Genomic DNA, 23257 nt, shown 5'->3' with positions numbered 1-23257 from the left:
GCGAGGGGCCGAGTCTCGGGCTGAGCGACACTCCTCGCGCCCGAAGCCCCGAGAAGTGTCGCTGACCCCGAGTCTCGGCGCCGGCTGACCGGTCACGCGCGGTTCGAGATCCCGCCGTCCGACGTCAGCAGCTGCCCGTTCACCCAGGCGCCCTGCTCCGAGCAGAGGAACCCGACGAGCGCCGCGGTGTCCGACGGGCGTCCGAGCCGGCCGAGCGGCGTCCCCTCGACCGCCCAGCGCTTGACGTCGTCGGACATCCACCCGGTGTCGTTCGGGCCCGGGTTCACGACGTTCGCGCTGACGCCCAGGCTGCCGAGCTCCTTCGCGGCGCCGAACACGATGCGGTCGAGCGCACCCTTCGAGGCCCCGTACGGCAGGTTGTACGCGATGTGGTCGCTCGTCAGTGCGACGATCCGCCGACGGTCGCGTGGTGCGGCATCGCCGGCGCGCTCGAGTGCGGCCGCGTACGCCTGCACGAGCAGGAACGGCGCGCGGGCGTTGACGGCGAAGTGCCGGTCCCACGACTCGACCGTCGTGGTCCGGAAGTCCGAGTCCACCGATTCGCAGTGCGACATCACCAGCGCGGTGACGGGCGCGCCCGCCTCCGTCTCGGCACGGCCGACCAGCGCGGAAGCCTGTTCCGGGTCCTCCAAGTCGACCGGGAGGCGCGTCACGCGTGCACCCACCGACTCGCACTCCTGCACGACGGACTCGACCCCGTCGGGATCCGCCCCACCGCTCACGCGGTCGTCGTACGGGCCCCACCACGAGATGGCCAGGTCCCAGCCGTCGGTCGCCAGCCGGGTGGCGAGCGCCGCGCCGATACCGGCTCTGCGGCCCACGCCGGTCACCAGGGCGAGTGGTCGTGCGGACGTCATACGGGCCTCCTCTTCGGTGCTCCGTCGCACCGATCGCCACCCAGTCTGCCGGAACCGGGCACGCTCGTGGCCATCGCACTCGGCGTCCTGTCGGCGAGGACCGGCGCGCGAGGGCCAAGATGGACGGATGCCACGCACACGACCACCGCTCGGACGCGGACCCCGCGGCGGTCGTCCGGACCCGCGCGACCTGCCGATCGAGCACGTGCGCGACCGGATGTCGTCCTACATCTACGGCAACATCACGGTGCTCGCCGCCGCGATCGCCGTCGACCCCGCCGCGATCCACCACGGCTCGGCGATCTGGGCCGTCCTGGCGACCGCGGTGCTGACCTACCTGGCGCACGTCCTCGCGCACCTGGTGGCGCACGGGCTCGGCGGCGACGAGTCCGAGACCGACGACGCCCGGCGCGAATCAGTCGCGACCATCATGCGGAACGCCAACCCGATCGCGACGTCCGGGCTCATCCCCGCGGTGCTGTACGCGGTGGCGTGGGCCGGATTGATCCCGGCGGGGTGGGCGCAGACGGCGGCCCTGGTCATCCTGGTGGTGCGCATCGGGATGGTCGGTGTCTTCGTGCAGCGGTTCAGCGGCAGGCGCCCCACGTTCCTCGGGCTCTGGGGCGGCATCGTGCTGGCCGCCGTGGCGTTCGTGATCGGTCTCGTGAAGGTGGTGTTGACGCATTGAGCGCCACCGAGTCCGAACCGAAGCCGAAGCGGGCCGGCTGGAAGTTCCTCCGCGACCTGGTGGTCATCGTCGTCGTGGCGCTGCTGGCGTCGTTCCTGGTGAAGACCTACCTGGTCCGGTCCTTCTACATCCCGTCCGCGTCGATGCAGAACACGCTGCTGGTCGGCGACCGCGTCCTCGTCAACGAACTCGTCCCCGGCGCCGTCCCGCTGCAGCGCGGTGACGTCGTCGTGTTCCAGGACCCGGGCGGCTGGCTCGGTACCGGGCAGGGCGACGACCTGATCAAGCGCGTCATCGGCCTGCCGGGCGACACCGTGTCGTGCTGCGGCACCGGTGGTCACCTGTCGGTGAACGGGCACCCGGTCGACGAACCGTACGTGGTGCCCGAGATCGGGTCGGACCGGGTCTCCGGCACCGACTTCGACATCACCGTGCCGGAGGGGCGCATCTGGGTGATGGGCGACAACCGGTACAACTCGGCGGACTCCCGTGTTCACGGCACGGTGCCGGTCGACGACGTGGTCGGTCGTGCGTTCATCACCACGTGGCCGGTGTCGCGGTGGACGGTGCTCTCGCGGTACGCCGACGAGTGGGACCAGGTGCCGGACCCGTGACGACTCCCGACGCTGTGCCGATGGACGCTGTGCCGATGGACTACGTGACCGGGGGTGACGCGGACCTGTCGATCCGGCGCATCGGGACGCACGGACACCGGTCCGGCACGATCGGGCCCCGTCCGGACCACGTGGTCTTCTGGCTCGCCGACGGCCGTGCCCGCCTGACCGCGGACGACGGCTCGAGCTGGGACGTCGGCGCCGAACGCCCGATGATGCTCTCCGCGTCCGTGGCGTACAGCTTCGACACCGACGCGACGGCGATGACCCTGCTGCACCTGGCGCCGGCCCTGCTCGGCGACCGCGACGGCGTGGCCGAGTTCCGCCAGCCGGACGCCGCCGACCCCCGGACCGAGCCGCTCCGGGCGCTGCTCCGCGACGTCACCGGTCGGGTCCTCGACCCGACGCTGCGGGCCGACGAGCGGGCCGCGGTGAACCGGCGCATCGCCACCGTCGTGCTGTCCACGTTCGCGCCGTCGCGGTCGGACGTCGAGCACCGGATGCGCCGCGCGATCCGCTTCGTGCACGACGAGGCCGGCCGGCCGCTCTCGGTGGCCGACATCGCGGCCTCGTGCGGCCTGACCGAGCGCGGCGTGCAGGCCCTCTTCCGCCGGCGTCTCGCGGTGACGCCGATGCAGTACCTGCGCGAGGTCCGACTCGACCGGGTCCACCTCGAGCTCGGACGTTCGCGCTCCGGAGCGCTGCTGGTGAGCGACGTCGCCCGACGGTGGCAGTTCACGCACCTCGGACGCTTCGCCGCGCACTACCGCGCGCGCTTCGGCGAGCAGCCGCACGAGACCATCGCACGAGGACCCGGCGCCGTCTGAGAACCGCGGTTCTCGCGTACATTGCGGGTTCCGGCTATCCTGCATCCGTGGATGCGCGACGGTCCGGTCTGGGTCAGTACCTCCGCGCTCGTCGGGCACTCGTCCAGCCCGAGGACGTCGGACTCGCCCGCGAGCCCGGACGCCGCGTCGAGGGGCTGCGGCGCGAAGAGGTCGCCCGGCTCGCCGGCATCAGCGCCGAGTACTACCTGCGGCTCGAGCGCGGCCGTGACCACCAGCCGTCCGACCAGGTCCTGGTGGCCCTGGCCCGGGCTCTGCGGCTCGACGGTGAGGCGCTCGACTACGTGCGACGGATCGCCCACGCCGAGCGCCGACGGCCCCTCGGCATCGATCCGCCGGGCATCGACGACTCGGTCCGTGCGCTGCTGGCGCAGTGGGCGCACACCCCGGCGTTCGTGATGGACCGGAACCAGGACATCATCCTGTCCAACGCGCTGGCGAGCGCACTCGGACCCGGGTACATGGAGCCGGGCGCCAACCTCGTCCTGCAGATCTTCACCGAGGCCTCGCGGCAGCACGCCGTGGACTGGGAACCGACCGCGCACCGCGTCGTCGCCGCCCTGCGCCTGCACGCCGAACCCGAGGACCCCCGCCTGCAGGAGATCGTCGGGACGCTCACCCTGCAGGACCCGGACTTCGCCCGCATCTGGGCACGGCACGACGTCGCCGTCCAGCGCACGGGGACCTCACGGCACTGGATCGACCCGATCGGGTGGATCGAGTTCCGCTGGCAGAACTTCGCGATCCCCGGCAGCTCGCACGTGCTCGTCACCTTCTGGGCCGACCCGGGCACCCCGGCAGCGGCGGCCGTCGCCTACCTCGCGGCGCAACTCCGACCCGACGCGCGGCGGACGGGTGCCGCCGCACTGCGCACGGCACCGGTCGACGGCGAACCGATCAGCGGCTGAGCACCGCGCGCAGGGCGTCGAGGTGCGCGGCAGCGTCGTCGTCCGCAGCGGTCCAGACCACCAGCACGTGCTCGGGGTCCTCCTGCCGCCGGAACTGCTCCCACCGCAGCAGGACCCGTCCGACGAGCGGGTTGTCGAACGTCGTCACGCCACGGTGCGCAGGTCGGTCGGCGCCGGCCGCCCACTCGCTCGCGAAGGCCGGGCTCCTGGCCATCAACTCACCGAGGAGCTGGCGGAACCGCGTGTCCGCCTCGTGCTGCTCGAGCGAGTCCCGGAAGGTCGCCGCGGTGCGGTGGGCCTCGGCCTCCCACCCGGCGACCGAGTCCTCGACGTGCGGGTTCAGGAACGTGAACCGCGCCAGGTTCGTGCCGACCGTCAACGACGCCGAGACCGCCCCGGCGAGCCGGTTCGCCGCCACGACGTCGAGGTAGCGGTCGAAGACGACGGCCGGCTCGGCGAGTGCGTCCACGAAGTCCTGGGCCGACGTCGTCGTCGTGCCGTCCCCGTTGTCCATCTTGCTCACGCTAGACGTTCCCCTCGGGGCGAAAGGGGTCCCGCGAGGACCCGGCTCGGCCGACGGCGTGCCCGCCCGCACGGACCACGCGGCGTTTCCGACGGTGCCGGGGCCGCCGCCCGGGTGCGGCGGGGCCGATCGCTGCGCTGCCTGGGCACGGCAGGGACAGGACGGCCGGGTCCGGACGGCCCTAGCGTGACGACGCCGGCACCCCCGCCCGGCACCGCGCCAGCCCGCAGGAGGCCGCCCATGACCGCACCGACCATCGTCCTCGTCCACGGCGCCTTCGCGGACGCCGCCAGCTGGGCCCCCGTCACCCGGGAGCTCCTCGACCGCGGCCACACCGTGCTCGTGCCGCCCGTGCACAACCGCAGCCTCGCCGAGGACGCCGCCTCGATCCGGGCCGTGGCCGAGCACGTCGACGGCCCCGTCGTCCTCGCCGGGCACTCCTACGGCGGCGCCGTGATCACCGTCGCGGGCGAGGCCGCGAACGTCGTCGGGCTCGTCTACGTCGCCGGGTACGTCCTGGACGTCGGCGAGAGCCTCGGCCAGCTGCAGGGCGGGTTCGCGGACTCCGACCTCGCCGCCAACCTCGTGTACACCCCGTACCCGGTCGCCGGAGCCGAGGACGGCACCGACGTCTCGGTCGCGATCGACGCGTTCCCGGCCGTCTTCGCCGGTGGCCTCGACCCGCGGATCGCCGAGGTCCTCGCCGTGTCGCAGCGCCCGTTGTCCGGCGCCGCGTTCGGCGAGCCCGCCTCGGCCGCCGCCTGGAAGACGACCCCGGCGTGGGCCATCGTGTCGTCCGAGGACCACACCATCAACCCCGACGTCGAGCGTTTCGGGTACACCCGCGCCGGCATCACCGACGTGACGGAGCTCCCCGCACCGCACCTCGTCATGCAGACCCACCCGCGGGACGTCGCCGACGTCATCGAGCGCGCGGCCACGGCCACCGCCACGTCCTGACGCGGCCCACCGCCGACGACGCGACCAGCGATCTGCAGGCGACCAGGCCGGGAGGCACGGCGCGCGTCGGACGCGCACCGTGCCTCCCGGACGGTCCCCGGCCCCACCCCGAGGAGGCGACGTGACCGCCGAACCCACCACGACGACGCGTGGCGGTGCGCTCGCGCCGCTCGCGATCCCGGTCTTCCGCGCCCTGTGGATCGCGGTGCTCGTCAGCAACGTCGGCAGCTGGATGCAGACGGTCGGCGCGCAGTGGCTGCTCGTCGACGAGCACGCGGCGCCCGTCGTCGTCGCCCTCGTGCAGACCGCGTCGAGCCTGCCGGTCCTGCTCATCGGGATCCCGGCGGGCGTGATCGGCGAGTTCGTCGACCGTCGAAAGCTCCTCATCGGGGTGCAGGCGTTCCAGGTGGTCGTCGGGGTCGCGATGACCGTGCTCACCGCGACGGGACAGATGACGCCGGCGCTCCTGCTCACCGTCACGTTCCTGCTCGGCACCGCGTCGGCCCTGCAGCTGCCCGCGTACCAGGCCCTCGTGCCCGAGATCGTGCCGCGCGCGATGATCACCGACGCGGCGGCGCTCAGCTCGGTCGGCGTCAACGTGGCCCGGTCGATCGGTCCGGCGCTCGCCGGGGTGGTGATCGCGCAGCTCGGGGTGCCGTTCGTGTTCGCGGCGAACGCGCTGTCGTTCGCACTGTTCCTCGTGGTCCTCGTCACGTGGCGCGGGTACCGACGGCCGGAGACCCGGGCGGAACCGTTCATCGACGCCACCCGGGCCGGACTCCGGTACGTCCTGCACGCCGGGGTCGTCCGCCGGCTCCTCCTGCAGCTGGCGGCGTTCATGGTGCCGGCGAACGCCCTGTGGGCGCTCCTGCCGCTGGTCGCGGACGGGCCGCTCGGACTCACCTCCGGCGGCTACGGGCTGCTGCTGGCCGCGGTCGGCATCGGCTCGGTCGGTGGCGCGTTCGCGATGCCGGCGATCCGCGCGCGGATCGGCACCGGCGGCACGGTCGGGGTCGCCTCGGTGGTGTTCGGCGCGACGATGGTCGTCGTCGCGCTTGTCCCGGTGCTGTCCGTGGTCCTCGTCGCGCTGGTCGTCGGCGGCGTCGCGTGGATCGGGGTCGTCACCACCCTGAACGGCACGGTGCAAGCGTTCCTGCCCGCCTGGGTCCGAGCGCGGGGACTGGCCGCCTACCAGCTCGTCCTGTTCGGCAGCACCGCGGTCGGCGCGGCGCTCGCCGGGGTCGTGGCCACGCCGTTCGGCGTCGTCGGGGTGCTCGCGGGGGCCGGGGTGGTCACCGCCCTGAGCGCCGTGCTGATCGTCGTGTCGGGGTTCCCGGCGCTCACCGACCGGCAGCGCGCCGTCGCACCGATGCCGTTCGGCGACGTCACGATCGTGCCGGACGACCACGCCGACGCCACGGGCGAGACCCTGGTGCTCGTGCACTGGACCGTGCCGGACGGCGTCGTCGACACCTTCCGCGCCGCCGCCGCGCTCCTCGGGCACAGTCGGCGGCGGACGGGCGCCCGCGACTGGAACCTGTACCGGGACACCGCGGCCGGGCCCGACGCGTGGGTCGAGGCGTTCCGGGTCGGGTCCTGGCAGGAGCACGTCGACCAGCACGAGGTCCGGCAGACCGGCGACGACGCACGGACCCTCGAGGCCGTCCGCCAGGTCGCGGGGGAGCCCCGCGTCGAGCACCTGGTGGCGCCGGGGGTCAGCAGCCCGTCGTCGTCAGCGTGACCGTCGCGACGGCGTCGTTCGTCACCGTCGTCGTCTGGGGGCAGAGCTCGCCAGCACGCACCGTGACCGTGCCGAGCGGGACGCCCGCGAAGTCCGCGGTGCCGCCGGGGAACACCCGCTGGTGCTCCGACAGCTTGCCCGTCGACGCGAAGACCTTCACCTCGTACGGGTGGTCGGCGGCGTTGTCCGACACCGTGACCGAGACCTGGCCGGTGGAGTCGTGGGCGCCGCACCCCGCGAGCGTCAGCAGGGCCGCCGCAGCGAGGGCGACGGTGGGCAGGACGCGGCGGGACACGCGTCCAGGGTAGTCCGGCGCCGGATCGGTCCGGACCGGGGACGACCGTCGCGTCCGCTCGGCGTGCCTGCCCCGTGGACTGGGGTGGTGCGTCCTCCGTAGTGGGGACAGGCCCTGTCCGGTTGGCGCGTTAGCGTGGGTGCATGCACCCGGAGACCGCGACGACCGTCCCAGTCACCAGCGCGCCCGACGCCGTGCGCCGAGCAGCACTGCTCGCCGCGCTCGACGTGGTCGAGGGCGGTGCCGAGGAACGGTTCGACCGGATCACCCGCATCGCGCGTGAGGCCCTCGGCGTGTCCGGCTCGTTCCTGAACCTGGCGGGCGACACCTCGCTGACGATCAAGTCCCAGCAGAGCGACGCCCACTTCGGACCGGTCATCCCGCTGCAGGACACCTTCTGCGGGCGCACGATGGGGGAACGCGGCCCCGTGCTGGTGCCCGACGCGCGCATCGACGCCCGCTACTCCGACATGCCGATGGTCGTCGGCGACCCGAACGTCCGCTTCTACGCCGGCGTGCCACTGCGGCTCGGCGACGACGACGTCAAGGTCGGCACCCTCTGCCTCATCGATCCCGAACCGCGGACCCTCGACGCCGACGAGCTCGCCCTGCTCCAGGAGCTCGGCGTCTGGGCCGAGCGGGAACTGGCCGCCGGTGCCGACGAGGACCGCCTGCGCTCGGTGCTCGCGGGGCTCGAACCCGGCACGGTCGACGTGCCCGGCTACCGCATCGCGGGCCTGTCCGTTCCGCACGGCGTCGTCTCCGGCGACTTCCACGACTGGCACCGTTCCGGTGACGACGCGGTGCACCTGACGGTGGCCGACGTCATGGGCAAGGGCATGTCGGCCGGGCTGCTCGCCGCGAACATCCGCGGCGCCCTGCTCGCCCGCGGCGACGTGGCACCCGACGTCGCCGTCGCCGAGCTCGAGGCGCAGGTCGCACCCGACCTCAGCCGCGCCGAGTCCTTCGCGACGCTGTTCCACGGCCGACTGACCCCCTCGACCGGTCGGATCGACTTCACCGACGCCGGACACGGGCTCGTCCTGCAGCTCCGCGACGACGGCGCCGAGCGGATCCTGCGGTCGTCGGACCTGCCGATCGGGCTGCACCCGGCGGGCATCGAACGTGCCTCGGGATCACTCGTCATGCGGCCGGGTGACGTGGTCATCGTGGTCAGCGACGGCGCGCTCGAGCTGTGGGACTCCACGCTCGCGTCGCTGTCGCAGCTCGGGGCGCTCTACCGCGAGTCGCCGGACGTCGCGACGTTCCTGCAGCGGGTGCGTTCGCGTGCGGTCGACCACGACCCGGGCGACGACCTGACCGTCGTCGTGGTCGCGCGCGACCTCTGACGACGGGTCGTCGGCGGTCGCCGGCGGTTGTCCGGCTCGCTCGGCGCCGGCGGTCGCCCGGCTCGCTAGGCGCCGAGGCGCTCGATGAGCTCGGCGTAGCGCGCGGCGGTGCGGGACACGATCGCCTCGGGCAGCACCGGCGGCGTGCCCTGGCGGTCCCAGTTGGCGCTGAGCCAGTCGCGCACGATCTGCTTGTCGAAGGAGTCCGTGCGACCGTCGGCGCGGGCGTCCCAGTACCGGCTCGAGTCGCTCGTCAGGACCTCGTCCGCGATCCGGATCCGGCCGTCGGCGTCCTGGCCGAACTCGAACTTGGTGTCCGCGATCACGACGTCGCGCTCGAGGGCGATCGCCGCCGCCTCGGTGTACACGTGCAGCGACAGGTCACGCAGCGTCGCCGCGACGTCCGCACCGACCAGGTCGACGGTCTGCTCGTACGAGATGTTCTCGTCGTGCTCACCCTGCGGTGCCTTGTAGGCGGGCGTGTAGATCGGCTCGGGCAGCCGGTCGCCGTTCGACAGCCCCTGGGGCAGGGCCACGCCGCAGACGCTGCCGGTCTGCTGGTACTCGGCCCAGCCGCTGCCGACCAGGTACCCGCGCACGACGCACTCGACGGGGAACATCTCGAGCGGCATGACGTGCATCGACCGCGACTCGACCTCGGCCGGCACGGGGGTGCCGCCGGACGACGGGCCGATGATGTGGTTCGGCACGTCGCTCAGCTGCGTGAACCAGAACCGCGACAGGCGGGTGAGCAGCTCGCCCTTGCCCGGGATCGGCGGCTCGAGCGCGAAGTCGTACGCGCTGACCCGGTCGGACGCCACGAGCAGCAGCTCGGACGCGCTCCGGATGTCGGGGGTGCCGGTCGGCACGTACAGCTCGCGGACCTTGCCCGACGAGACGTGGTCCCAGCCGGCGATCACGGGCGCGCCGCTCATCGGGTGACCTTCGCGGCGATGTCGGTGCGGTACTGCGCGCCCTGCAGGGTGATGTCGCCGAGTCCCGCGTAGGCGCGCTCCCGCGCCTGCGCGAAGTCGGAGCCGACCGCGACGACGCTGAGCACGCGGCCGCCGGTGGCGACGAGGGTGTCGTCGAGCACTCCGGTGGCGGCGTGGGCGACGGAGACGCCGTCGCGGGCGTTCGCGGCGTCGATGCCGGTGATGGGCCGGCCGGTCTGCGGGTTCTCCGGGTAGCCCTCGCTCGCCAGCACGACGGTCACGGCGGCTTCGTCGCGGAACTCCGGCGCCGGGGTGCTCCCGAGTCGACCGGTCGCGGCGGCGAGCAGCAGTCCGCTGAGCGGCGTCGCCAGGCGGGGGAGGACCACCTGGGTCTCCGGGTCGCCGAAGCGTGCGTTGAACTCGATGACCCGGACGCCCTGCTCCGTGACGATGAGGCCGCAGTAGAGCAGGCCGACGAACGGCGTGCCCTCGTGCTCGAGGCGACGGACGGTGGGCAGCGCGACCAGCTCGGTGACCTCGTCGACGAAGGCCTGCTCGGACGCCCAACGATCGGCCAGCCACGGCAGCGGCGAGTACGCGCCCATGCCGCCGGTGTTCGGCCCGAGGTCGCCGTCAGCCAGGCGCTTGTAGTCCTGCGCGGGGCTGAGCGGCCGGACGTCGTGCCCGTCGCTCAGGAAGAACAGCGAGACCTCTTCGCCGTCGAGGAACTCCTCGACCACGACGTGCCCGTGCTGCAGCCAGTAGGTGGCGTGGTCGATGGCGGCCTGACGGTCCTCGGTCACGAGGACGCCCTTGCCGGCGGCGAGGCCGTCGGCCTTCACGACGTACGGTGCGCCGAGCTCGTCGATCGCCGCGACGGCTTCCGCTGCCGTGCCGGCGTACACCGGGCGACCGGTCGGCACGTTCGCCTCGGACATGATCCGCTTGGCGAAGGCCTTCGAGCCCTCGAGCTGCGCGGCGGCCTTGCCGGGCCCGAAGACCGGGATGCCCCGGGTGCGGACCGGGTCGGCCACGCCGGCGATGAGCGGTGCCTCGGGCCCGACGACGACCAGTTCGACGCCGTTCTCGATCGCGTACTCGGCGACGAGAGCACCGTTCGTGGGGTCGAGGGAGACGGTCTCGACGTCGGCGGCGATGCCGGCGTTGCCGGGAGCGGCCGTGATGACGTGGCCCGCCCGCTCAGCGAGGAGGGCCGTGATGATCGCGTGCTCGCGGGCACCGGAACCGAGGACGAGGATTCGCACCCGATCACCCTACCGATGAGGACTCGCCCGCCGCGAGGCGACGGCTAGCCTGTGGAGATGCCACCCAGGAGGATCGAGGACGCCGTCGGCCGCGCCGCACTGACCGCGGTGCAGCAGGGCGACACGGCGAGGGCGACCGTCGCGACGGCCGTCCGGTGGACCCTGCAGCGTCTCGCCGACGACGTGCCCGGCAACAGCGTCGAGGTCCGGGTGCCGCCGTTCGCCGCGGTCCAGGCCGTCCCCGGCCCCCGACACACCCGTGGCACGCCGCCGAACGTGGTGGAGACGGACGCCACGACGTGGCTCGCGCTCGCCACCGCGGAGCTGACCTGGGACGAGGCGGTCGCGCAGTCGCGCGTCAGCGCGTCCGGATCGCGTGCGGACCTGACGGCGTTCCTGCCGGTGCGGGTCGCGCTCTAGTCGCGTCGAGCACTCCCTAGGCGGACGAACCGAATTAGGTAGTCCCTACCGATGCGGGCGCATGCACTGCGAACCTACGCTTGAAGTCGCCGGGATTCGGACCCGACCCGAACGGGTCCGAACCCGGCGACAGGGACCAAGGTACGCGAAGTTCCACACAACGTGTCAACCGGAGCGGCGCGTCGTGCTGCAATGCGCAACGTTCTTGCGTGACAGGGTGGCTCAGAAGAGGCCGGCGAGCTCCGACCGCGCGTGCAGGTCCCACTTGGCGAACACCCGTGACAGGTGTGCGTCGATCGTCCTGGTGGAGAGTCCGAGCGCCTCGCCGATGAGGCGGTTGCTCATCCCCTGCGCCGCGAGCTCGGCGACCTGGTACTCGCGGTTCGTGAGCGGTGGCTTCGGCCGACCGGCCGTGACCGCCATGCCGTGCGACGCGAGCACCCCCTGCGCCGCGATCACCCGCGTGCGGTCGTGGGCGGTCAGGGCGTCGGCGTACTCGACGATCGCCGCGGCGAGCGGTCCGTCGACCCGGGCTGCCGCCTCGCGCATCCGACCGAGCGAGGCGCCGGTCTCGCGTCCGTGCAGCATGTCCATCGCGTAGTGCAGCGTCTGCGCGTACATGACGTGCGTCCACGCGCCGCTCGCGGTGGCGCGGTCGATGATGTCGTCGGCATGGCGGAGTCCCGCGGGGTTGCCGAGCACCGCCTCGGTCCAGGCGATCGTCACCGCGACCTGCTCCCCGGTGATCCGCATCGCCCGCTGCGGGGTGGCCCGCGCACGGTCGAGGGCACGCGTCGCGTCCTCGGTGCGGCCGGCGTAGGCGTACGCCATCGCGAGCCGTGCCCACGGGTAGGCCGCGAAGCCGCCGTGGTCCGCGACGTCGTAGCGCTCGCAGGCCGCCGAGAACGCCGCGATCGCGTCGTCCCAGCGCCGCTGCCCGATGGCGAGGTTGCCGTCGCCGATGAGCTCGAGGGTGAAGTCGTACTTCAGGTACGGGTTGGAACGTCGGACCGGCACCTCGGTGAGCAGGTCGGCGAGGTCGCCCCGCCAGACCTGCACCTGGTGCAGCACCGACACGATCTCGCCGACGCTCCAGGGGGCGTCCTCGAGGTGTTCGACCGCGGTGGCCAGGGCGCGGCGGCCGAGGGCCGAGGCGTCGTCGAGCCGGCCGGCCGTGGCGAGCGCCATGATCGCGCAGGGGGCGACGCTGAGGAAGGCGAACGGGATGGTCGGAGCGTGCACGATGCCGCTGCGCTCGAGCTCGACCCGGACCTCGTCGAAGCGCCCGCCCCAGCCGAGGTGCGCGAGCCGCAGCAGCCGGAGCCGTTCGACCGCTTCGCCGGACACCAGGCGGCTGGCGACGTCGGTGAGCGCCACCGCGGCCAGCACGTCGTCGTCGTGGAACTGCCGGATGTTGGCGAGGATCTCGCAGGCCTCGACCACGAACGCGTCGTCCACCGAGGCGCGGTCCGTTCGGACGACCGCCCAGGCCGCCTCGGCGTCGGCACGACCGGCCTCGCGCCCGGTGCTGTACGAGTACGCCAGTGACCGCAGGCAGCGCGCGGCGACCTGCTCGTTCGGGTGCAGGGTCCGTCGGAGTGCGGCGGAGGTCAGGGCGATCGCGCTCTCGTGCTCCTGCAGCCGCACCGCGACCTGCGCCGCGTCGAGCAGCTGCTCGACCGGGGGCACCACACCGCAGTCGAGGGCCCAGAGCGCCGACCGCAACCGTGCGGCGGGCGGAGCGCCCTCGGGACTGTCGGCGCGGAAGGCGTTCGCGCGGGCGAACAGCGCCGTGCGCCGTGCCACCGGGACCAGGGCGCGGATGACCTCGCCGACGAGCGGGTGCTGCGGACGGGCCACCGCGGCGCCGTCGTCGAGCGAGTCGATCCGGACCAGACCGAGCGCGACCACGCGGTCGACGTCGCCACCGCTGACCAGACCGAGCAGCCGCGCGAGCGGGATCGGGTCGGCGAGTGCCACGATGTCGACGACGTCGCGCAGGTCCTCCGGCAGTGCGCCGAGCTCGGTCCGGTACATGTCTGCGAGGCTGTTCGACGCGGTCACCCGCCCCCGCCAGTACCACCCGGACGCCGTGTGCTCGAGGGCGCCGGAGGTACGGGCGGCCCGGACCACCTCGCGCAGGTAGAGCGGGTTGCCGGCGGTCGCGCGGTGCACCCGCTCGGCCGACGCGTTCTCGAGCTGCGAGCCGAGCGCCTCGGCCACCAGGGCCGACGTCTCGCGCAGGCTGAGCGGTTCGAGGTCGATGCGCTCGAGCAGGTCGTCCTGCCACAGGGCGCGGAGCGGTTCCGACAGCGCGGTGAAGTCGCGGCAGGTCAGGACGAGCCGAACGCCCTGGTGTCGGACGAGCCACGCCACGTACCGGGCGGAGATCGCGTCGAGGTGGTCGGCGTCGTCGACGCGCAGCAGGACGTCACGGTCCGCGAGGTCGGCGATCGCCCGGAGACGCTGCTCGGCCCCGGAGTCGTCGGACAGCTCGGACAGGGTCGCCGGCAGCTCGCCGAAGCGGTCCGAGATCGCCCCGAAGGGCATCGACCGCCCGGTGGCGACGGCGGTGATGGGCACCACGACCGTGCGGCCGGAGCCGTCCCGTCCGGCGACGCGGTCGGTGACGCGGGCCGCGACGGTGCTCTTGCCGAGACCGGGAGCGCCGACGAGCGCGACGCTCCACCGGTGCTCCGCGACGACGGACACGGCACGGTCCTCCTCGCGACGCTGCATCACGGGCCAGGTCACGCGCGCCGGGATGCCGGGGGTGCGGCCTCGCCCCCGTACGGTCCGTTCTCGCATCCGTGTCACCTCCTGCCCATGGGATACCAAGCGGTACGGATCATCCTCTCCCGGATCGGAGTGCGCGCACAGGCCGGGGGACGTCCCACAGTGGGGGACAATGGGTGGGTGAGCAACACCGATCGACCCGACGACCAGCCGGTCCCGGCCCCCGCGCCGAACGCCGTCTCCACCTCCGACGAGGTCACGATCCGTCGTGCGCCGAAGTTCGGGGTGTTCATCGTCGGCGGCGCGGTGCTCGGGTTCATCGCGACCCTGGTCGTCGTCTCGCTCACCATGAACCTCGGTGGCCAGCAGGAAGAGTCGAGCTTCGGCAGCCTGGTGGGCTACTTCAGCCTGTGGGGCGTCACGATCGGCGCCTTCGTCGGCGCGGTCGTCGCCGTCGTGTTCGACCGGGTCTTCGCCCGGCGCGCGGCCCGCCTGACGGCGGAGCGCGTCGAGGTCGAGCTGCCGCCCGAGACGGTCGAGGGCGAGATCGACGAGCACGGCGACCAGCGGCCGTAGCCGCCACCGTCTCCGGACGGGAGGCCCGGTGCCAGCTGGCACCGGGCCTCCCGTCCGTCAGGTGGGTGCGTCTCGGACGCGACCTAGCTGAGCTGGTTCGCCTCGACCCAGGACAGGTACTCCGGGCTCACGGTGCCCGTGACGTACTCGCCCGTGAAGCAGCTCATCTCGAGGTCGGTCACGTCCGAGCCCTCGATGATGGCGTCCCGCATGTCGCCGATCTCCTGGTAGATCAGGTGGTCGCTGCCGAGCACCTTGTTGATCTCCGGGATCTTCCGGTCGTGCGCGATGAGCTCGTCGCGCGTCGGCATGTTGATGCCGTAGACGTGCGGGAACCGGACCGGGGGAGCGGCGCTCGTGAAGGTGACTTCGTTCGCACCCGCGGCGCGGGCCATCTCCACGATCTCCTTGCTCGTCGTGCCGCGCACGATCGAGTCGTCGACGATCAGGATGTTCTTGCCCTTGAACTCCGACGACATCGCGTTGAGCTTCTGCCGGACGGACCGCTTGCGTTCCGCCTGGCCCGGCATGATGAACGTCCGGCCGACGTAGCGGTTCTTGTAGAACCCCTCGCGGTACTCGATGCCGAGCTTCCGCGCGACCTGCATGGCCGCGGGGCGCGACGAGTCCGGGATCGGCATCACGACGTCGATGTCACCGGTGGGTGCGTACTGCTCGATGGTGTCCGCCAGCCGGTTGCCGAGGCGCAGGCGGGCGTCGTACACCGAGATGCCGTTCATGACGGAGTCAGGACGCGCCAGGTACACGTACTCGAACGAGCACGGCACGAGCCGCGGGTTCTTCGCGCACTGCCGGGCGTGCATCTGCCCGTTCATCTCGATGAAGATCGCCTCACCCGGGGCGACGTCGCGGACGATCTCGTAGCCGCCGGACTCGAGCACCAGCGACTCGCTCGCGACGACCCACTCGGGCTGGCCGGCCTCGTCGAACTTGTGCCCGAGGATGAGCGGCCGGATGCCGAACGGGTCGCGGAAGGCCAGGAGCCCGTGGCCGGCGATCGTCGCGATCGTGGCGTACGAGCCCTCGACGCGCTCGTGCACGCGCTCGACGGCGTCGAAGACCTGCCCGGCGTCGAGGTCCGTGCCACGGACCTGCCCCTGCAGCTCGTGCGCCAGCACGTTCACCAGGAGCTCGGTGTCGCTCGTCGTGTTCAGGTGCCGACGGTCGATGTCGAACAGCTCGCGCGTGAGTTCTCGCGTGTTGGTGAGGTTGCCGTTGTGCACGAGGACGATGCCGTACGGCGCGTTCACGTAGAACGGCTGCGCTTCTTCCTCGTTGCTCGCCGCGCCCTTGGTGGCGTAGCGCACGTGGCCGAGGCCCATGGTGCCGAGGAGCGCGCGCATGTCACGGGTGCGGAACGCTTCCCGCACGTGGCCGCGGGTCTTGTGCATGTGGTGCACGTGACCCTCGACCGTGGCGATGCCCGTCGAGTCCTGCCCGCGGTGCTGCAGGAGGAGCAGTGCGTCGTAGATGGATTGGTTGGCGGGGCCCTGTGCAACGAGGCCGACGATGCCGCACATTCGCGGGTGTGCTCCAGACCGTAGAATCGGGGGGTACCGAACAAGTCTGCCATGTCACCGCGAAGGACTCCGCATGCCCAACCCGTACGCCGAAGCCGGAGTGGACACCGCCGCCGGTGACCTCGCCGTCGAACTCATGAAGTCCGCCGTCGCGGCGACCCACAACAGTCACGTGCTGGGCGGCGTCGGCGGCTTCGCCGGACTCTACGACGTGTCCTTCCTGAAGGACTTCGCACACCCGTTGCTCGCGACCTCGACCGACGGCGTCGGCACCAAGGTCGCCATCGCGCAGGCGATCGACAAGCACGACACCATCGGGCAGGACCTGGTCGGCATGGTCGTCGACGACATCGTCGTGGTCGGCGCGAAGCCGCTGTTCATGACCGACTACATCGCCTGCGGGCGTGTCGTCCCGAACCGCATCGCGGACATCGTCGCCGGCATCGCCCGCGGCTGCTCGGCGACGGGCACCGCACTTGTCGGTGGCGAGACCGCCGAGCACCCGGGGCTGCTCGGTCCGGACGACTACGACGTGGCCGGCGCCGCGACGGGTGTCGTCGAGGCCGGTTCGCAGCTCGGCGCCCACCTGGTGCAGGACGGCGACGTCGTGCTCGCGATCGAGTCGTCAGGGCTGCACTCGAACGGGTACTCGCTCGTCCGGCACATCCTCGCGTCGCGCGGGGTCGGGTACGCGGACCAGCTGCCCGAGTTCGGCGGCGTGTCCGTCGGCGAAGCCCTGCTCGAGCCCACCCGCCTGTACACGACGCCGCTGCTGGAGCTGCTCGAGCAGCACCCGGGCGCCGTGCACTCCCTGTCGCACGTGACCGGTGGTGGCATCGCCGCGAACCTGGCGCGCGTCCTGCCCGTCGGCTCCTGGATCGAGGTCGACCGCTCGACCTGGCAGCCGCTCCCCGTCTTCCGGGTGCTCGCCGACATGGCAGGGACGCCGATCGAGGACACCGAGGGCACCTGGAACCTGGGCATCGGCATGTTCGCCGTGGTGTCCGCCAGCGCCGCGGTGGACGTCATCGAGTCGCTCGGCGTGGCAGGGATGCCCGCCTGGCCCGTCGGCACGATCGCCACGTCGGCCCGCGACCTGTCCGGCTTCGAGCAGGGCGCCAAGGGTGTCGACGGTGGCGCGGTGCGGCTCGTCGGGAGCTACGCCGCCTGACCCGGGCTGGTCGCGGTCGCACGGACTGCCGCTCGGACGTGGTCCGGGCGGCAGTCCATGCGCCCGCGAGGTCCGGCTGGCGGCACGTCGGGCGACCTCGGCAGCCGGCTGCCAGGGCACGCAGAAACGCCGCGCTGCCCGAGGGCGCGCGGCGTGACGGCGATGCAGGTCAGGCGGACTTGTTCTGGTCCGCTTCGGTCTCGAACTCGTCCGCGTCGTCTGCCGCCTCGGGACCGTACTGGTCCGCCCAGCGGTCGACGAGATCGTCATCGGAGTGTTGTCCGGCGGAGAGCTCCTGCTCGAGTGCACCGTAGTTCGTCTGCGGGCTGAAGTACTTCAGCTCGCGGGCAACCTTGGTGTGCTTCGCCTTTTGACGGCCGCGCCCCATGCGTGACCCCCTCGTTCGGCTCTGGTCCGGTCCTGGCGAATGACGGAAGATCACTCGGGGAACCAGACGGTTCGTGGTTTGAAATCTGCCGATCACTCTACCATGTACCTCGATCTGGACGTCGCCGCGACGGCTCCGCGCACAGGAGAATCGAAGTGATGACCGAACCCCTCGAGAACCCAGTCGACCAGCACGCCCGTGTGGTCGTGATCGGTGCGGGGCAGGCCGGACTGTCCGTGGGATACCACCTGCGCCGCCTGGGGCTCGTGCCGGGCAGCGACCTGGTGCTGCTCGACCGCGCCCCGAGCACGGGTGGTGCCTGGCAGTTCCGGTGGGAGGCCCTGCGGCTCGGCGCGGCGCACCGCGTGCACGACCTGCCCGGGATGCGGGCCATGGGTCTGCAGTTCGACGACGCCGATCGGTCGCGACCCGCCCGGGACGTCGTGGGGGAGTACTACCGGCGGTTCGAGCAGCACTACGACCTGCGGGTCCGACGTCCGGTCTCGGTCTCGTCGGTCTCCCGGCTCGACGACGACACGGCAGCTGGCGCACTCTGCGTCACGACGCGCTCCGCCGACGGCACGGAGACCCGGATCCGCGCCGACGTCGTGGTGAACGCGTCGGGGACCTGGGGCACGCCGTTCGTGCCGTGGTACCCGGGCCGCGGTGTGTTCCGCGGACGACAACTCGACACCACCGACTACCGGAGCGCCGCGGAGTTCGCGCGGCAGGACGTCGTCGTGGTCGGCGGCGGGACGAGCGCCATCGGCTTCCTGCTCGAGCTCGACGGTGTCGCCCGGTCCACCCACTGGTTCACGCGGCGGCCGATGGTGTGGGCGGACACCGCGTCGCTCGACCTCGAGTCCGCGGTCGCGGCCGTCGACGAGCAGGACCGGGCCGCCCGTGCCGGCGAGGTGCTGCCGAGCATCGTCAGCGGCACCGGCGTCCCGGTCTCGCGGCGGATCCGGGCGGGCATCGACCGGGGGATCCTGCGCGACCAGCCGATGTTCACCCGGATGGACGAGACCGGCGTGGTCACGGCCGACGGCGCGCACGTGCACGCCGACGCCGTGCTCTGGGCGACCGGGTTCCGAGCCGACCTGCGGCACCTCGCGCCGTTGCACCTGCGGACCGCGGCCGGCGGGGTCGTCGTGGCGGACGGGCGCTCGGTCGACGAGCCGCGGCTGTTCCTGGCGGGCTACGGGCCGCAGGCGTCGACGATCGGTGCGAACCGGGCCGGACGGTTCATCGCCCGCCAGGTGATGGACGTGCTCGCCGGCTCGTGAGCCCGCGGGACCCCGCACCGTGCGAGGTCCCGCGCGAACGGTGCGAGGTTCCGGACACCGTGCGAGCCACGCGGGCACGCACCGAGTACGGAAGCTCGCACGGTGCGAGCCGCCGCGGTACGGGCGGCCGCAGGCAGCGCCGCCGCGACGCGGGTCAGGCGGGCAGCGGCTCCTGCACGCCACGACGCCGGCGGGACGCGAGCAGGAACACGGCGTCGAGCGAGAACCGCCCGGGTCCGGTCAGCGCCACGACGAGCGACCCGACCGCCAGGACGAGCACGTACTCGAAGCCGCCGTCCTGCGAGTAGAAGCCGGACGACGCGTGCGCGAGCAACCCCGCGACGACCATGTCGACGGCGAGCAGGACACCCACGACGCGGGTCGCGACGCCGAGCACGAGCAGCACGCCGCCGACGAGTTCGAGACCGGCCACCAGGGGCGCGGCGACGTCGGCGAGCGGGACGCCCATGCCGGAGAAGCCCTGAGCGACGTTCGGGATGCCCTGGGCGAACTTCTGCGCGCCGTGGGCGATGAACACCACCCCGAGGACGATGCGGAGCGCGGTCAGGCCGATGGAGGTCGATGTCGTTCGCATGGCCACGAAGGTATCCGGTGACACGTCATCGAAGCCCCTCGTCCGGGGGTCTGCCCGGATATGACCAGAACATGCCCAGGCTGGGGTCCGCCGAAGGGCGGACCCCCACTCAGGAACCCGACGAGTCCGTGCCGCGTCCGGTCTGCTGCTGCAGGCGGTCGATGTGCTCCGAGGCCTCGGCCTTCGTGAGGTCGGCGGAGAGCTCCTCGCCGGCTTCGCGGGCCAGGGTGTCGAGGTAGCTGCGCTGCGGTCCGGTCATCGGCTCGTCACCGGTGACCCACTGCTCGGGGTCCTTGCTCGCGTCGGTCGACGGGTCCGGACGGGCGCCGCCGAGGGTCTCTTCTGCATCACTCATGCCGGGGACGCTACGCCGCACCCCCGACGCGCCGCGCAGCCGCCTGTCCCCCGTCAGGCCGGGGTGGCCGTGTAGCGCACCAGGTCCGGGCCGACCGCACTCGTGGCGATCGGCACCGCGCGCCCGTCGCGCCGGACCCAGATCGTCGCGGCCTGCTCGTCGATCCGCTCGACCTCGTGCAGCGAGCCGTCGAGCAGCACCGTCGCGGACACCACGACCCGGCCGCTGGACGGCCGCGGGGGCAGCCCGGGGACGTCGTCGTCGTACGCCACGTACTCGCCGGGCTGCAGGAACGGGGACACCGGAGCGGTCACGACCTCGAAGCCCTCGTCGACCTCGGAGACCGCCACGAGCCGCACCGCCTGGTCCGTCGGCAGCGGGACGTCGACGACCCAGGGCGCGTCGGAACCGGCCAGTGCGCGGAAGGCGGGCCGACCGTCGGGGGCGAGCCGTGCCTCCAGGCCGTCGATCCGGACCCGTCCGCGACCGCGCGAATCGGCGTACAGGCCGGGCTCGATGCCGGACTGCCGCGCCTCGAGGCGCGTGATGACAACGCGGTCCGGGCGGTACCAGTCGCGCAGCGTCGACGGGTCCACCCAGCCGACGCTGGGGACGCCGCGCGCCAGCGCTGCCGACTCGTCGGCAGCGCGCTCGTCGAGCGCACCCAGGGGGTGTTCGCCGCGCACCGCGACGAGTCCTTCGTGGGGGCTGCCCGCGGCGGGCTCGTGGTCCAGCACCTCGACGCGCTTCGACACCTTGCCGCCGTGGCCGTCGAACGTGGCGAACGTCCGCAGGTCCGTGATCGTCATGACGTCAGATGCTACGACTCGTCGCCCCGGCGCGGCGAGGTCGGCACGAGCGCGTGCAGCTCACCCGTGCAGAGCGCGGGGTCGACGCCCTCGGCGGGACCCGCCGGACGAGTGGCCCGACGCGGCTGCGGACCGTTCCGCGGCTGCAGGCTGTTCCGCTGCGCCGACCGGGCCAGGCGGTCGTCGGTCGAGCCGTCGACCGGTGCCGCGGCCGAGCCCGCTCCGGACCGGCGGAGCGGTGGGCGCACCGGTTCGCCACGACGCTCCTGGCCGGGCAGCGGACGCGACCGACGGCCGTAGAGCAGTTCCGACGAGTCGAGCAGCCACGGCACGAGCGCGACGGTGACCCCGTGCACGAGCAGGAGTTTCTTGCGGATGCGACGGCCGCGGTGGTTGTGGAGCAGGCCCTCCCACCAGTGGCCGACGATGAAGATCGGCGTGTAGACCGTCACGACCTCGGAGCCGTGCTCGAGCCGGTGCGCCTTGATGTACTTGATGAGCGGCATCGAGATGTCGCGGTACGGACTCGGCACGATGGTCAGCGGCATCCGGATGCCGTACTCGGCCCACTGGTCGCGCAGGTGCTGGGCGTCGGCGTCGTCGATCGCGACGTGGACCGCCTCGCAGCTGGCGTGCTCGGCAGCGATCGCGTAGTCGATGGCCTTCAGCACGGGCTTCTGCAGCTTGTTCACCAGCACGACCGCGTGGTCGCCGGTCGCGCCGAACTCGGTCTCGACGTCGGCCTCGATCTCGTGCGAGACGTCGCGGTAGTACCGGTTCACCCCGAGCATGAGCACGTACAGGATCGGCATGATCAGGAAGACGAGCCAGGCACCGTGCGTGAACTTGGTGATCGTGACGATGACCAGGACGACCAGCGTGAAGGTGGCGCCGATCGCGTTGATGGTGCGTGAGCGCAGCACCTGCGCGCGGTTGACGGACGGGTCCCCGGTGCCGGTCCGGTCTGCCCGCAGCAGGCGCGTCCAGTGCACGACCATGCCCGTCTGACCGAGCGTGAACGACACGAAGACGCCGATGATGTACAGCTGGATGAGGCTCGTGACGTTCGCCCGGTAGACCACGAGCAGCGCTGCAGCGACGAGCGCCAGCACGATGACGCCGTTCGAGTAGATGAGCCGGTCGCCGCGGGTGGACAGGGCCTTCGGGGCGTACGAGTCGCGGGCCAGGATCGAGCCGAGCAGCGGGAAGCCGTTGAAGGCCGTGTTCGCGGCGAGGAGCAGGACCGCGGCCGTCGTCGCCTGGATGACGAAGAACAGCACCGAGTTGTCGCCGAACGTCGCCGCCGCGATCTGGGCGATGAGGGACCGCTGCGGCGTGGAGGCGCAGTCGGCGAACCCCTGCAGGTCGCAGGCGCGTTCGGCGTAGTGCACGCGGGACACGAGCGCGAGGGTGATGAGCCCGATGAACAGGACGATCGCGATGCCGCCCATCGCCACCAGGGTCGCCTGCGCGTTCTTGATCTTCGGGCGCCGGAAGGCCTGCACGCCGTTCGCGATGGCCTCGACGCCCGTGAGCGCCGAGCAGCCGGACGCGAACGCGCGCAGGAGCAGCAGGATGAACGCCGCCTGGGTGGTGTGCTCCACGTTGTCGACGGTGTAGCCGGCGGACTCGGCGACGGGGGCGTGCCCGGTGGCGACCCGGACCAGGCCGGTGACGACCATCACGAAGACGGACGCCACGAACAGGTAGGTGGGGACGGCGAAGGCCTTGCTCGACTCCCGCACGCCGCGCAGGTTCGTGGCGGCGAGGAGCACGACGAACACGAGCGCGAGTTCGACGCGGACGTCGTTCAGCATCGGCAGCGCCGAGATGATGTTGTCCACGCCGGACGCCACCGACACCGCGACCGTCATCACGTAGTCGACGAGCAGCGCACTCGCGACGACCAGGCCGGCCTTCTCGCCGAGGTTCCGGTGCGCCACCTCGTAGTCGCCACCACCCGACGGGTACGCCTTGATGAGCTGCCGGTACGAGGCGACGACCACGACGAGCAGCAGCACGACGAGCGCGGCCACCCACGGTGCGAACGTCAGGAACGACATGCCGCCGAGCAGCAGGATCATCAGGAGTTCCTGCGGTGCGTACGCGACGGAGGACAGCGGGTCACTCGCGAAGATCGGCAGCGCCAGGTGCTTCGGGAGGAGCTGTCCTTCGAGCTTCTCGGAGGGGAGGGGATCCCCGATCAGTCGCGCTTTCAGCGACCGGACCTCGTTCGTCACGAGCGGCAAACCTACTCAGTTCCGGGCGGGAGTCAACACGGGTGCCCGGGCGGTCATTCCCGGTCGGGCGCACGTCGCCCGCTCCGACTCCGGGCGGCCCCTTGCGGTTGACGCCGCGTCAACCTCTACGGTGAGGTGC

General features: G+C 72.3%; 23 protein-coding genes. 11 read left to right on the top strand and 12 right to left on the bottom strand.

Going from position 1 to position 23257, the window contains the following annotated elements:
- Positions 1-92: 92 nt before the first annotated feature.
- A complete protein-coding gene (locus tag EDF63_RS00665) occupies positions 93-878 on the bottom strand; it encodes an SDR family oxidoreductase (RefSeq protein ID WP_123310297.1) in 786 nt (261 codons plus the stop codon).
- Positions 879-1005: 127 nt separating this feature from the next.
- On the opposite strand from EDF63_RS00665, the gene EDF63_RS00660 reads away from it, so the two are divergent.
- From EDF63_RS00660 to EDF63_RS00645, 4 genes are read left to right on the top strand one after another with little or no spacing between them, the layout of a single operon-like run.
- Entirely contained in the window at positions 1006-1566 is a 561-nt protein-coding gene (locus EDF63_RS00660) for a hypothetical protein (RefSeq protein WP_123310295.1), read from the top strand.
- A complete protein-coding gene (gene lepB / locus EDF63_RS00655; RefSeq protein ID WP_260232906.1) occupies positions 1563-2180 on the top strand; it encodes a signal peptidase I in 618 nt (205 codons plus the stop codon). Before EDF63_RS00660 ends, lepB begins: the two co-directional genes overlap by 4 nt.
- 20 nt (positions 2181-2200) lie before the next feature.
- Entirely contained in the window at positions 2201-3007 is an 807-nt protein-coding gene (locus EDF63_RS00650; RefSeq protein WP_123310293.1) for a helix-turn-helix transcriptional regulator, read from the top strand.
- Positions 3008-3054: 47 nt separating this feature from the next.
- Positions 3055-3933 (top strand): helix-turn-helix domain-containing protein, encoded by an 879-nt coding sequence (locus EDF63_RS00645; protein WP_185021222.1) that lies wholly within the window; start codon positions 3055-3057, stop codon positions 3931-3933.
- On the opposite strand, the gene EDF63_RS00640 is transcribed toward EDF63_RS00645, so the two are convergent.
- Positions 3923-4447 (bottom strand): hypothetical protein, encoded by a 525-nt coding sequence (locus EDF63_RS00640; RefSeq protein ID WP_123310289.1) that lies wholly within the window; start codon positions 4445-4447, stop codon positions 3923-3925. The genes EDF63_RS00645 and EDF63_RS00640 overlap by 11 nt on opposite strands.
- A 249-nt stretch (positions 4448-4696) precedes the next feature.
- On the opposite strand from EDF63_RS00640, the gene EDF63_RS00635 reads away from it, so the two are divergent.
- Together EDF63_RS00635 and EDF63_RS00630 are read left to right on the top strand one after the other, a co-directional pair.
- Entirely contained in the window at positions 4697-5416 is a 720-nt protein-coding gene (locus EDF63_RS00635; RefSeq protein WP_123310287.1) for an alpha/beta fold hydrolase, read from the top strand.
- A gap of 121 nt (positions 5417-5537) precedes the next feature.
- Positions 5538-7157, top strand: a complete 1620-nt coding sequence (locus tag EDF63_RS00630) for an MFS transporter (protein WP_185021221.1) — start codon at positions 5538-5540, stop codon at positions 7155-7157.
- On the opposite strand, the gene EDF63_RS00625 is transcribed toward EDF63_RS00630, so the two are convergent.
- A complete protein-coding gene (locus EDF63_RS00625) occupies positions 7132-7452 on the bottom strand; it encodes a hypothetical protein (protein ID WP_123310283.1) in 321 nt (106 codons plus the stop codon). The genes EDF63_RS00630 and EDF63_RS00625 overlap by 26 nt on opposite strands.
- Positions 7453-7595: 143 nt before the next feature.
- On the opposite strand from EDF63_RS00625, the gene EDF63_RS00620 reads away from it, so the two are divergent.
- Positions 7596-8801: a PP2C family protein-serine/threonine phosphatase gene (locus EDF63_RS00620; RefSeq protein WP_123310281.1), complete on the top strand. Its 1206-nt coding sequence runs from the start codon at positions 7596-7598 to the stop codon at positions 8799-8801.
- A gap of 65 nt (positions 8802-8866) precedes the next feature.
- Here EDF63_RS00620 and EDF63_RS00615 read toward each other — a convergent pair whose 3' ends face one another.
- Together EDF63_RS00615 and purD are read right to left on the bottom strand one after the other, a co-directional pair.
- Positions 8867-9736: a phosphoribosylaminoimidazolesuccinocarboxamide synthase gene (locus EDF63_RS00615; protein ID WP_123310279.1), complete on the bottom strand. Its 870-nt coding sequence runs from the start codon at positions 9734-9736 to the stop codon at positions 8867-8869.
- Positions 9733-11001 carry a phosphoribosylamine--glycine ligase gene (purD, locus tag EDF63_RS00610; RefSeq protein WP_123310277.1) on the bottom strand — a complete coding sequence of 423 codons (1269 nt, stop codon included), beginning with the start codon at positions 10999-11001 and terminating at the stop codon, positions 9733-9735. Before purD ends, EDF63_RS00615 begins: the two co-directional genes overlap by 4 nt.
- 57 nt (positions 11002-11058) lie before the next feature.
- Here purD and EDF63_RS00605 point away from each other — a divergent pair, with 57 nt between their 5' ends.
- Complete coding sequence (locus tag EDF63_RS00605; RefSeq protein WP_123312142.1) at positions 11059-11421, top strand: sterol carrier family protein; 363 nt, start codon at positions 11059-11061, stop codon at positions 11419-11421.
- Positions 11422-11643: 222 nt separating this feature from the next.
- Here the strand turns inward: EDF63_RS00605 and EDF63_RS00600 are convergent, their stop codons facing one another.
- On the bottom strand, positions 11644-14229 hold the full coding sequence (locus EDF63_RS00600) for a LuxR C-terminal-related transcriptional regulator (RefSeq protein WP_148061678.1): 2586 nt from the start codon (positions 14227-14229) through the stop codon (positions 11644-11646).
- 108 nt (positions 14230-14337) lie between these two features.
- Here EDF63_RS00600 and EDF63_RS00595 point away from each other — a divergent pair, with 108 nt between their 5' ends.
- Positions 14338-14733: a hypothetical protein gene (locus tag EDF63_RS00595; protein ID WP_123310273.1), complete on the top strand. Its 396-nt coding sequence runs from the start codon at positions 14338-14340 to the stop codon at positions 14731-14733.
- An 83-nt stretch (positions 14734-14816) separates the two neighbouring features.
- Here EDF63_RS00595 and purF read toward each other — a convergent pair whose 3' ends face one another.
- The gene (gene purF, locus EDF63_RS00590; protein ID WP_123310271.1) at positions 14817-16274 is read right to left on the bottom strand and encodes an amidophosphoribosyltransferase; all 1458 of its coding nucleotides are present in this window, start codon (positions 16272-16274) and stop codon (positions 14817-14819) included.
- 73 nt (positions 16275-16347) lie between these two features.
- Here purF and purM point away from each other — a divergent pair, with 73 nt between their 5' ends.
- Positions 16348-17445 (top strand): phosphoribosylformylglycinamidine cyclo-ligase, encoded by a 1098-nt coding sequence (purM, locus tag EDF63_RS00585; protein ID WP_123310268.1) that lies wholly within the window; start codon positions 16348-16350, stop codon positions 17443-17445.
- 169 nt (positions 17446-17614) lie between these two features.
- Here purM and EDF63_RS00580 read toward each other — a convergent pair whose 3' ends face one another.
- Positions 17615-17833 carry a DUF3073 domain-containing protein gene (locus EDF63_RS00580; protein WP_123310266.1) on the bottom strand — a complete coding sequence of 73 codons (219 nt, stop codon included), beginning with the start codon at positions 17831-17833 and terminating at the stop codon, positions 17615-17617.
- A gap of 158 nt (positions 17834-17991) precedes the next feature.
- Between EDF63_RS00580 and EDF63_RS00575 the strand changes: the two genes are divergently transcribed.
- A complete protein-coding gene (locus EDF63_RS00575; protein ID WP_123310264.1) occupies positions 17992-19119 on the top strand; it encodes an NAD(P)-binding domain-containing protein in 1128 nt (375 codons plus the stop codon).
- A 154-nt stretch (positions 19120-19273) separates the two neighbouring features.
- On the opposite strand, the gene EDF63_RS00570 is transcribed toward EDF63_RS00575, so the two are convergent.
- The 4 genes from EDF63_RS00570 to EDF63_RS00555 form a co-directional block, all read right to left on the bottom strand.
- Positions 19274-19714, bottom strand: coding sequence for a DoxX family protein (locus tag EDF63_RS00570; RefSeq protein WP_123310262.1), 441 nt, complete (start codon positions 19712-19714; stop codon positions 19274-19276).
- A 109-nt stretch (positions 19715-19823) separates the two neighbouring features.
- Entirely contained in the window at positions 19824-20069 is a 246-nt protein-coding gene (locus EDF63_RS00565; protein ID WP_123310260.1) for a DUF3072 domain-containing protein, read from the bottom strand.
- Positions 20070-20122: 53 nt separating this feature from the next.
- Positions 20123-20878, bottom strand: a complete 756-nt coding sequence (locus tag EDF63_RS00560) for a hypothetical protein (RefSeq protein WP_123310258.1) — start codon at positions 20876-20878, stop codon at positions 20123-20125.
- An 11-nt stretch (positions 20879-20889) separates the two neighbouring features.
- Complete coding sequence (locus EDF63_RS00555) at positions 20890-23127, bottom strand: APC family permease (RefSeq protein ID WP_123310256.1); 2238 nt, start codon at positions 23125-23127, stop codon at positions 20890-20892.
- Positions 23128-23257: the final 130 nt, after the last annotated feature.

This window comes from Curtobacterium sp. JUb34 (assembly GCF_003755065.1).
Lineage (GTDB): Bacteria > Actinomycetota > Actinomycetes > Actinomycetales > Microbacteriaceae > Curtobacterium.
The sequence above is the reverse complement of the archived record's forward strand: the minus strand, read 5'-3'. Positions and strand labels throughout refer to the sequence as shown.

What these genes read in the sequence shown, in the direction of transcription:
- EDF63_RS00605 (WP_123312142.1), top strand. Translation starts at nt 11,059, where the DNA reads ATGCCACCCAGGAGGATCGAGGACGCCGTCGGCCGCGCCGCACTGACC.
- EDF63_RS00660 (WP_123310295.1), top strand. Translation starts at nt 1,006, where the DNA reads ATGCCACGCACACGACCACCGCTCGGACGCGGACCCCGCGGCGGTCGT.
- EDF63_RS00615 (WP_123310279.1), bottom strand. Translation starts at nt 9,736, where the DNA reads ATGAGCGGCGCGCCCGTGATCGCCGGCTGGGACCACGTCTCGTCGGGC.
- purM (WP_123310268.1), top strand. Translation starts at nt 16,348, where the DNA reads ATGCCCAACCCGTACGCCGAAGCCGGAGTGGACACCGCCGCCGGTGAC.
- EDF63_RS00570 (WP_123310262.1), bottom strand. Translation starts at nt 19,714, where the DNA reads ATGCGAACGACATCGACCTCCATCGGCCTGACCGCGCTCCGCATCGTC.
- EDF63_RS00600 (WP_148061678.1), bottom strand. Translation starts at nt 14,229, where the DNA reads ATGCGAGAACGGACCGTACGGGGGCGAGGCCGCACCCCCGGCATCCCG.
- EDF63_RS00560 (WP_123310258.1), bottom strand. Translation starts at nt 20,878, where the DNA reads ATGACGATCACGGACCTGCGGACGTTCGCCACGTTCGACGGCCACGGC.
- EDF63_RS00665 (WP_123310297.1), bottom strand. Translation starts at nt 878, where the DNA reads ATGACGTCCGCACGACCACTCGCCCTGGTGACCGGCGTGGGCCGCAGA.
- EDF63_RS00650 (WP_123310293.1), top strand. Translation starts at nt 2,201, where the DNA reads ATGGACGCTGTGCCGATGGACTACGTGACCGGGGGTGACGCGGACCTG.
- EDF63_RS00565 (WP_123310260.1), bottom strand. Translation starts at nt 20,069, where the DNA reads ATGAGTGATGCAGAAGAGACCCTCGGCGGCGCCCGTCCGGACCCGTCG.
- EDF63_RS00640 (WP_123310289.1), bottom strand. Translation starts at nt 4,447, where the DNA reads ATGGACAACGGGGACGGCACGACGACGACGTCGGCCCAGGACTTCGTG.
- EDF63_RS00575 (WP_123310264.1), top strand. Translation starts at nt 17,992, where the DNA reads ATGACCGAACCCCTCGAGAACCCAGTCGACCAGCACGCCCGTGTGGTC.
- EDF63_RS00635 (WP_123310287.1), top strand. Translation starts at nt 4,697, where the DNA reads ATGACCGCACCGACCATCGTCCTCGTCCACGGCGCCTTCGCGGACGCC.
- EDF63_RS00620 (WP_123310281.1), top strand. Translation starts at nt 7,596, where the DNA reads ATGCACCCGGAGACCGCGACGACCGTCCCAGTCACCAGCGCGCCCGAC.
- purF (WP_123310271.1), bottom strand. Translation starts at nt 16,274, where the DNA reads ATGTGCGGCATCGTCGGCCTCGTTGCACAGGGCCCCGCCAACCAATCC.
- EDF63_RS00580 (WP_123310266.1), bottom strand. Translation starts at nt 17,833, where the DNA reads ATGGGGCGCGGCCGTCAAAAGGCGAAGCACACCAAGGTTGCCCGCGAG.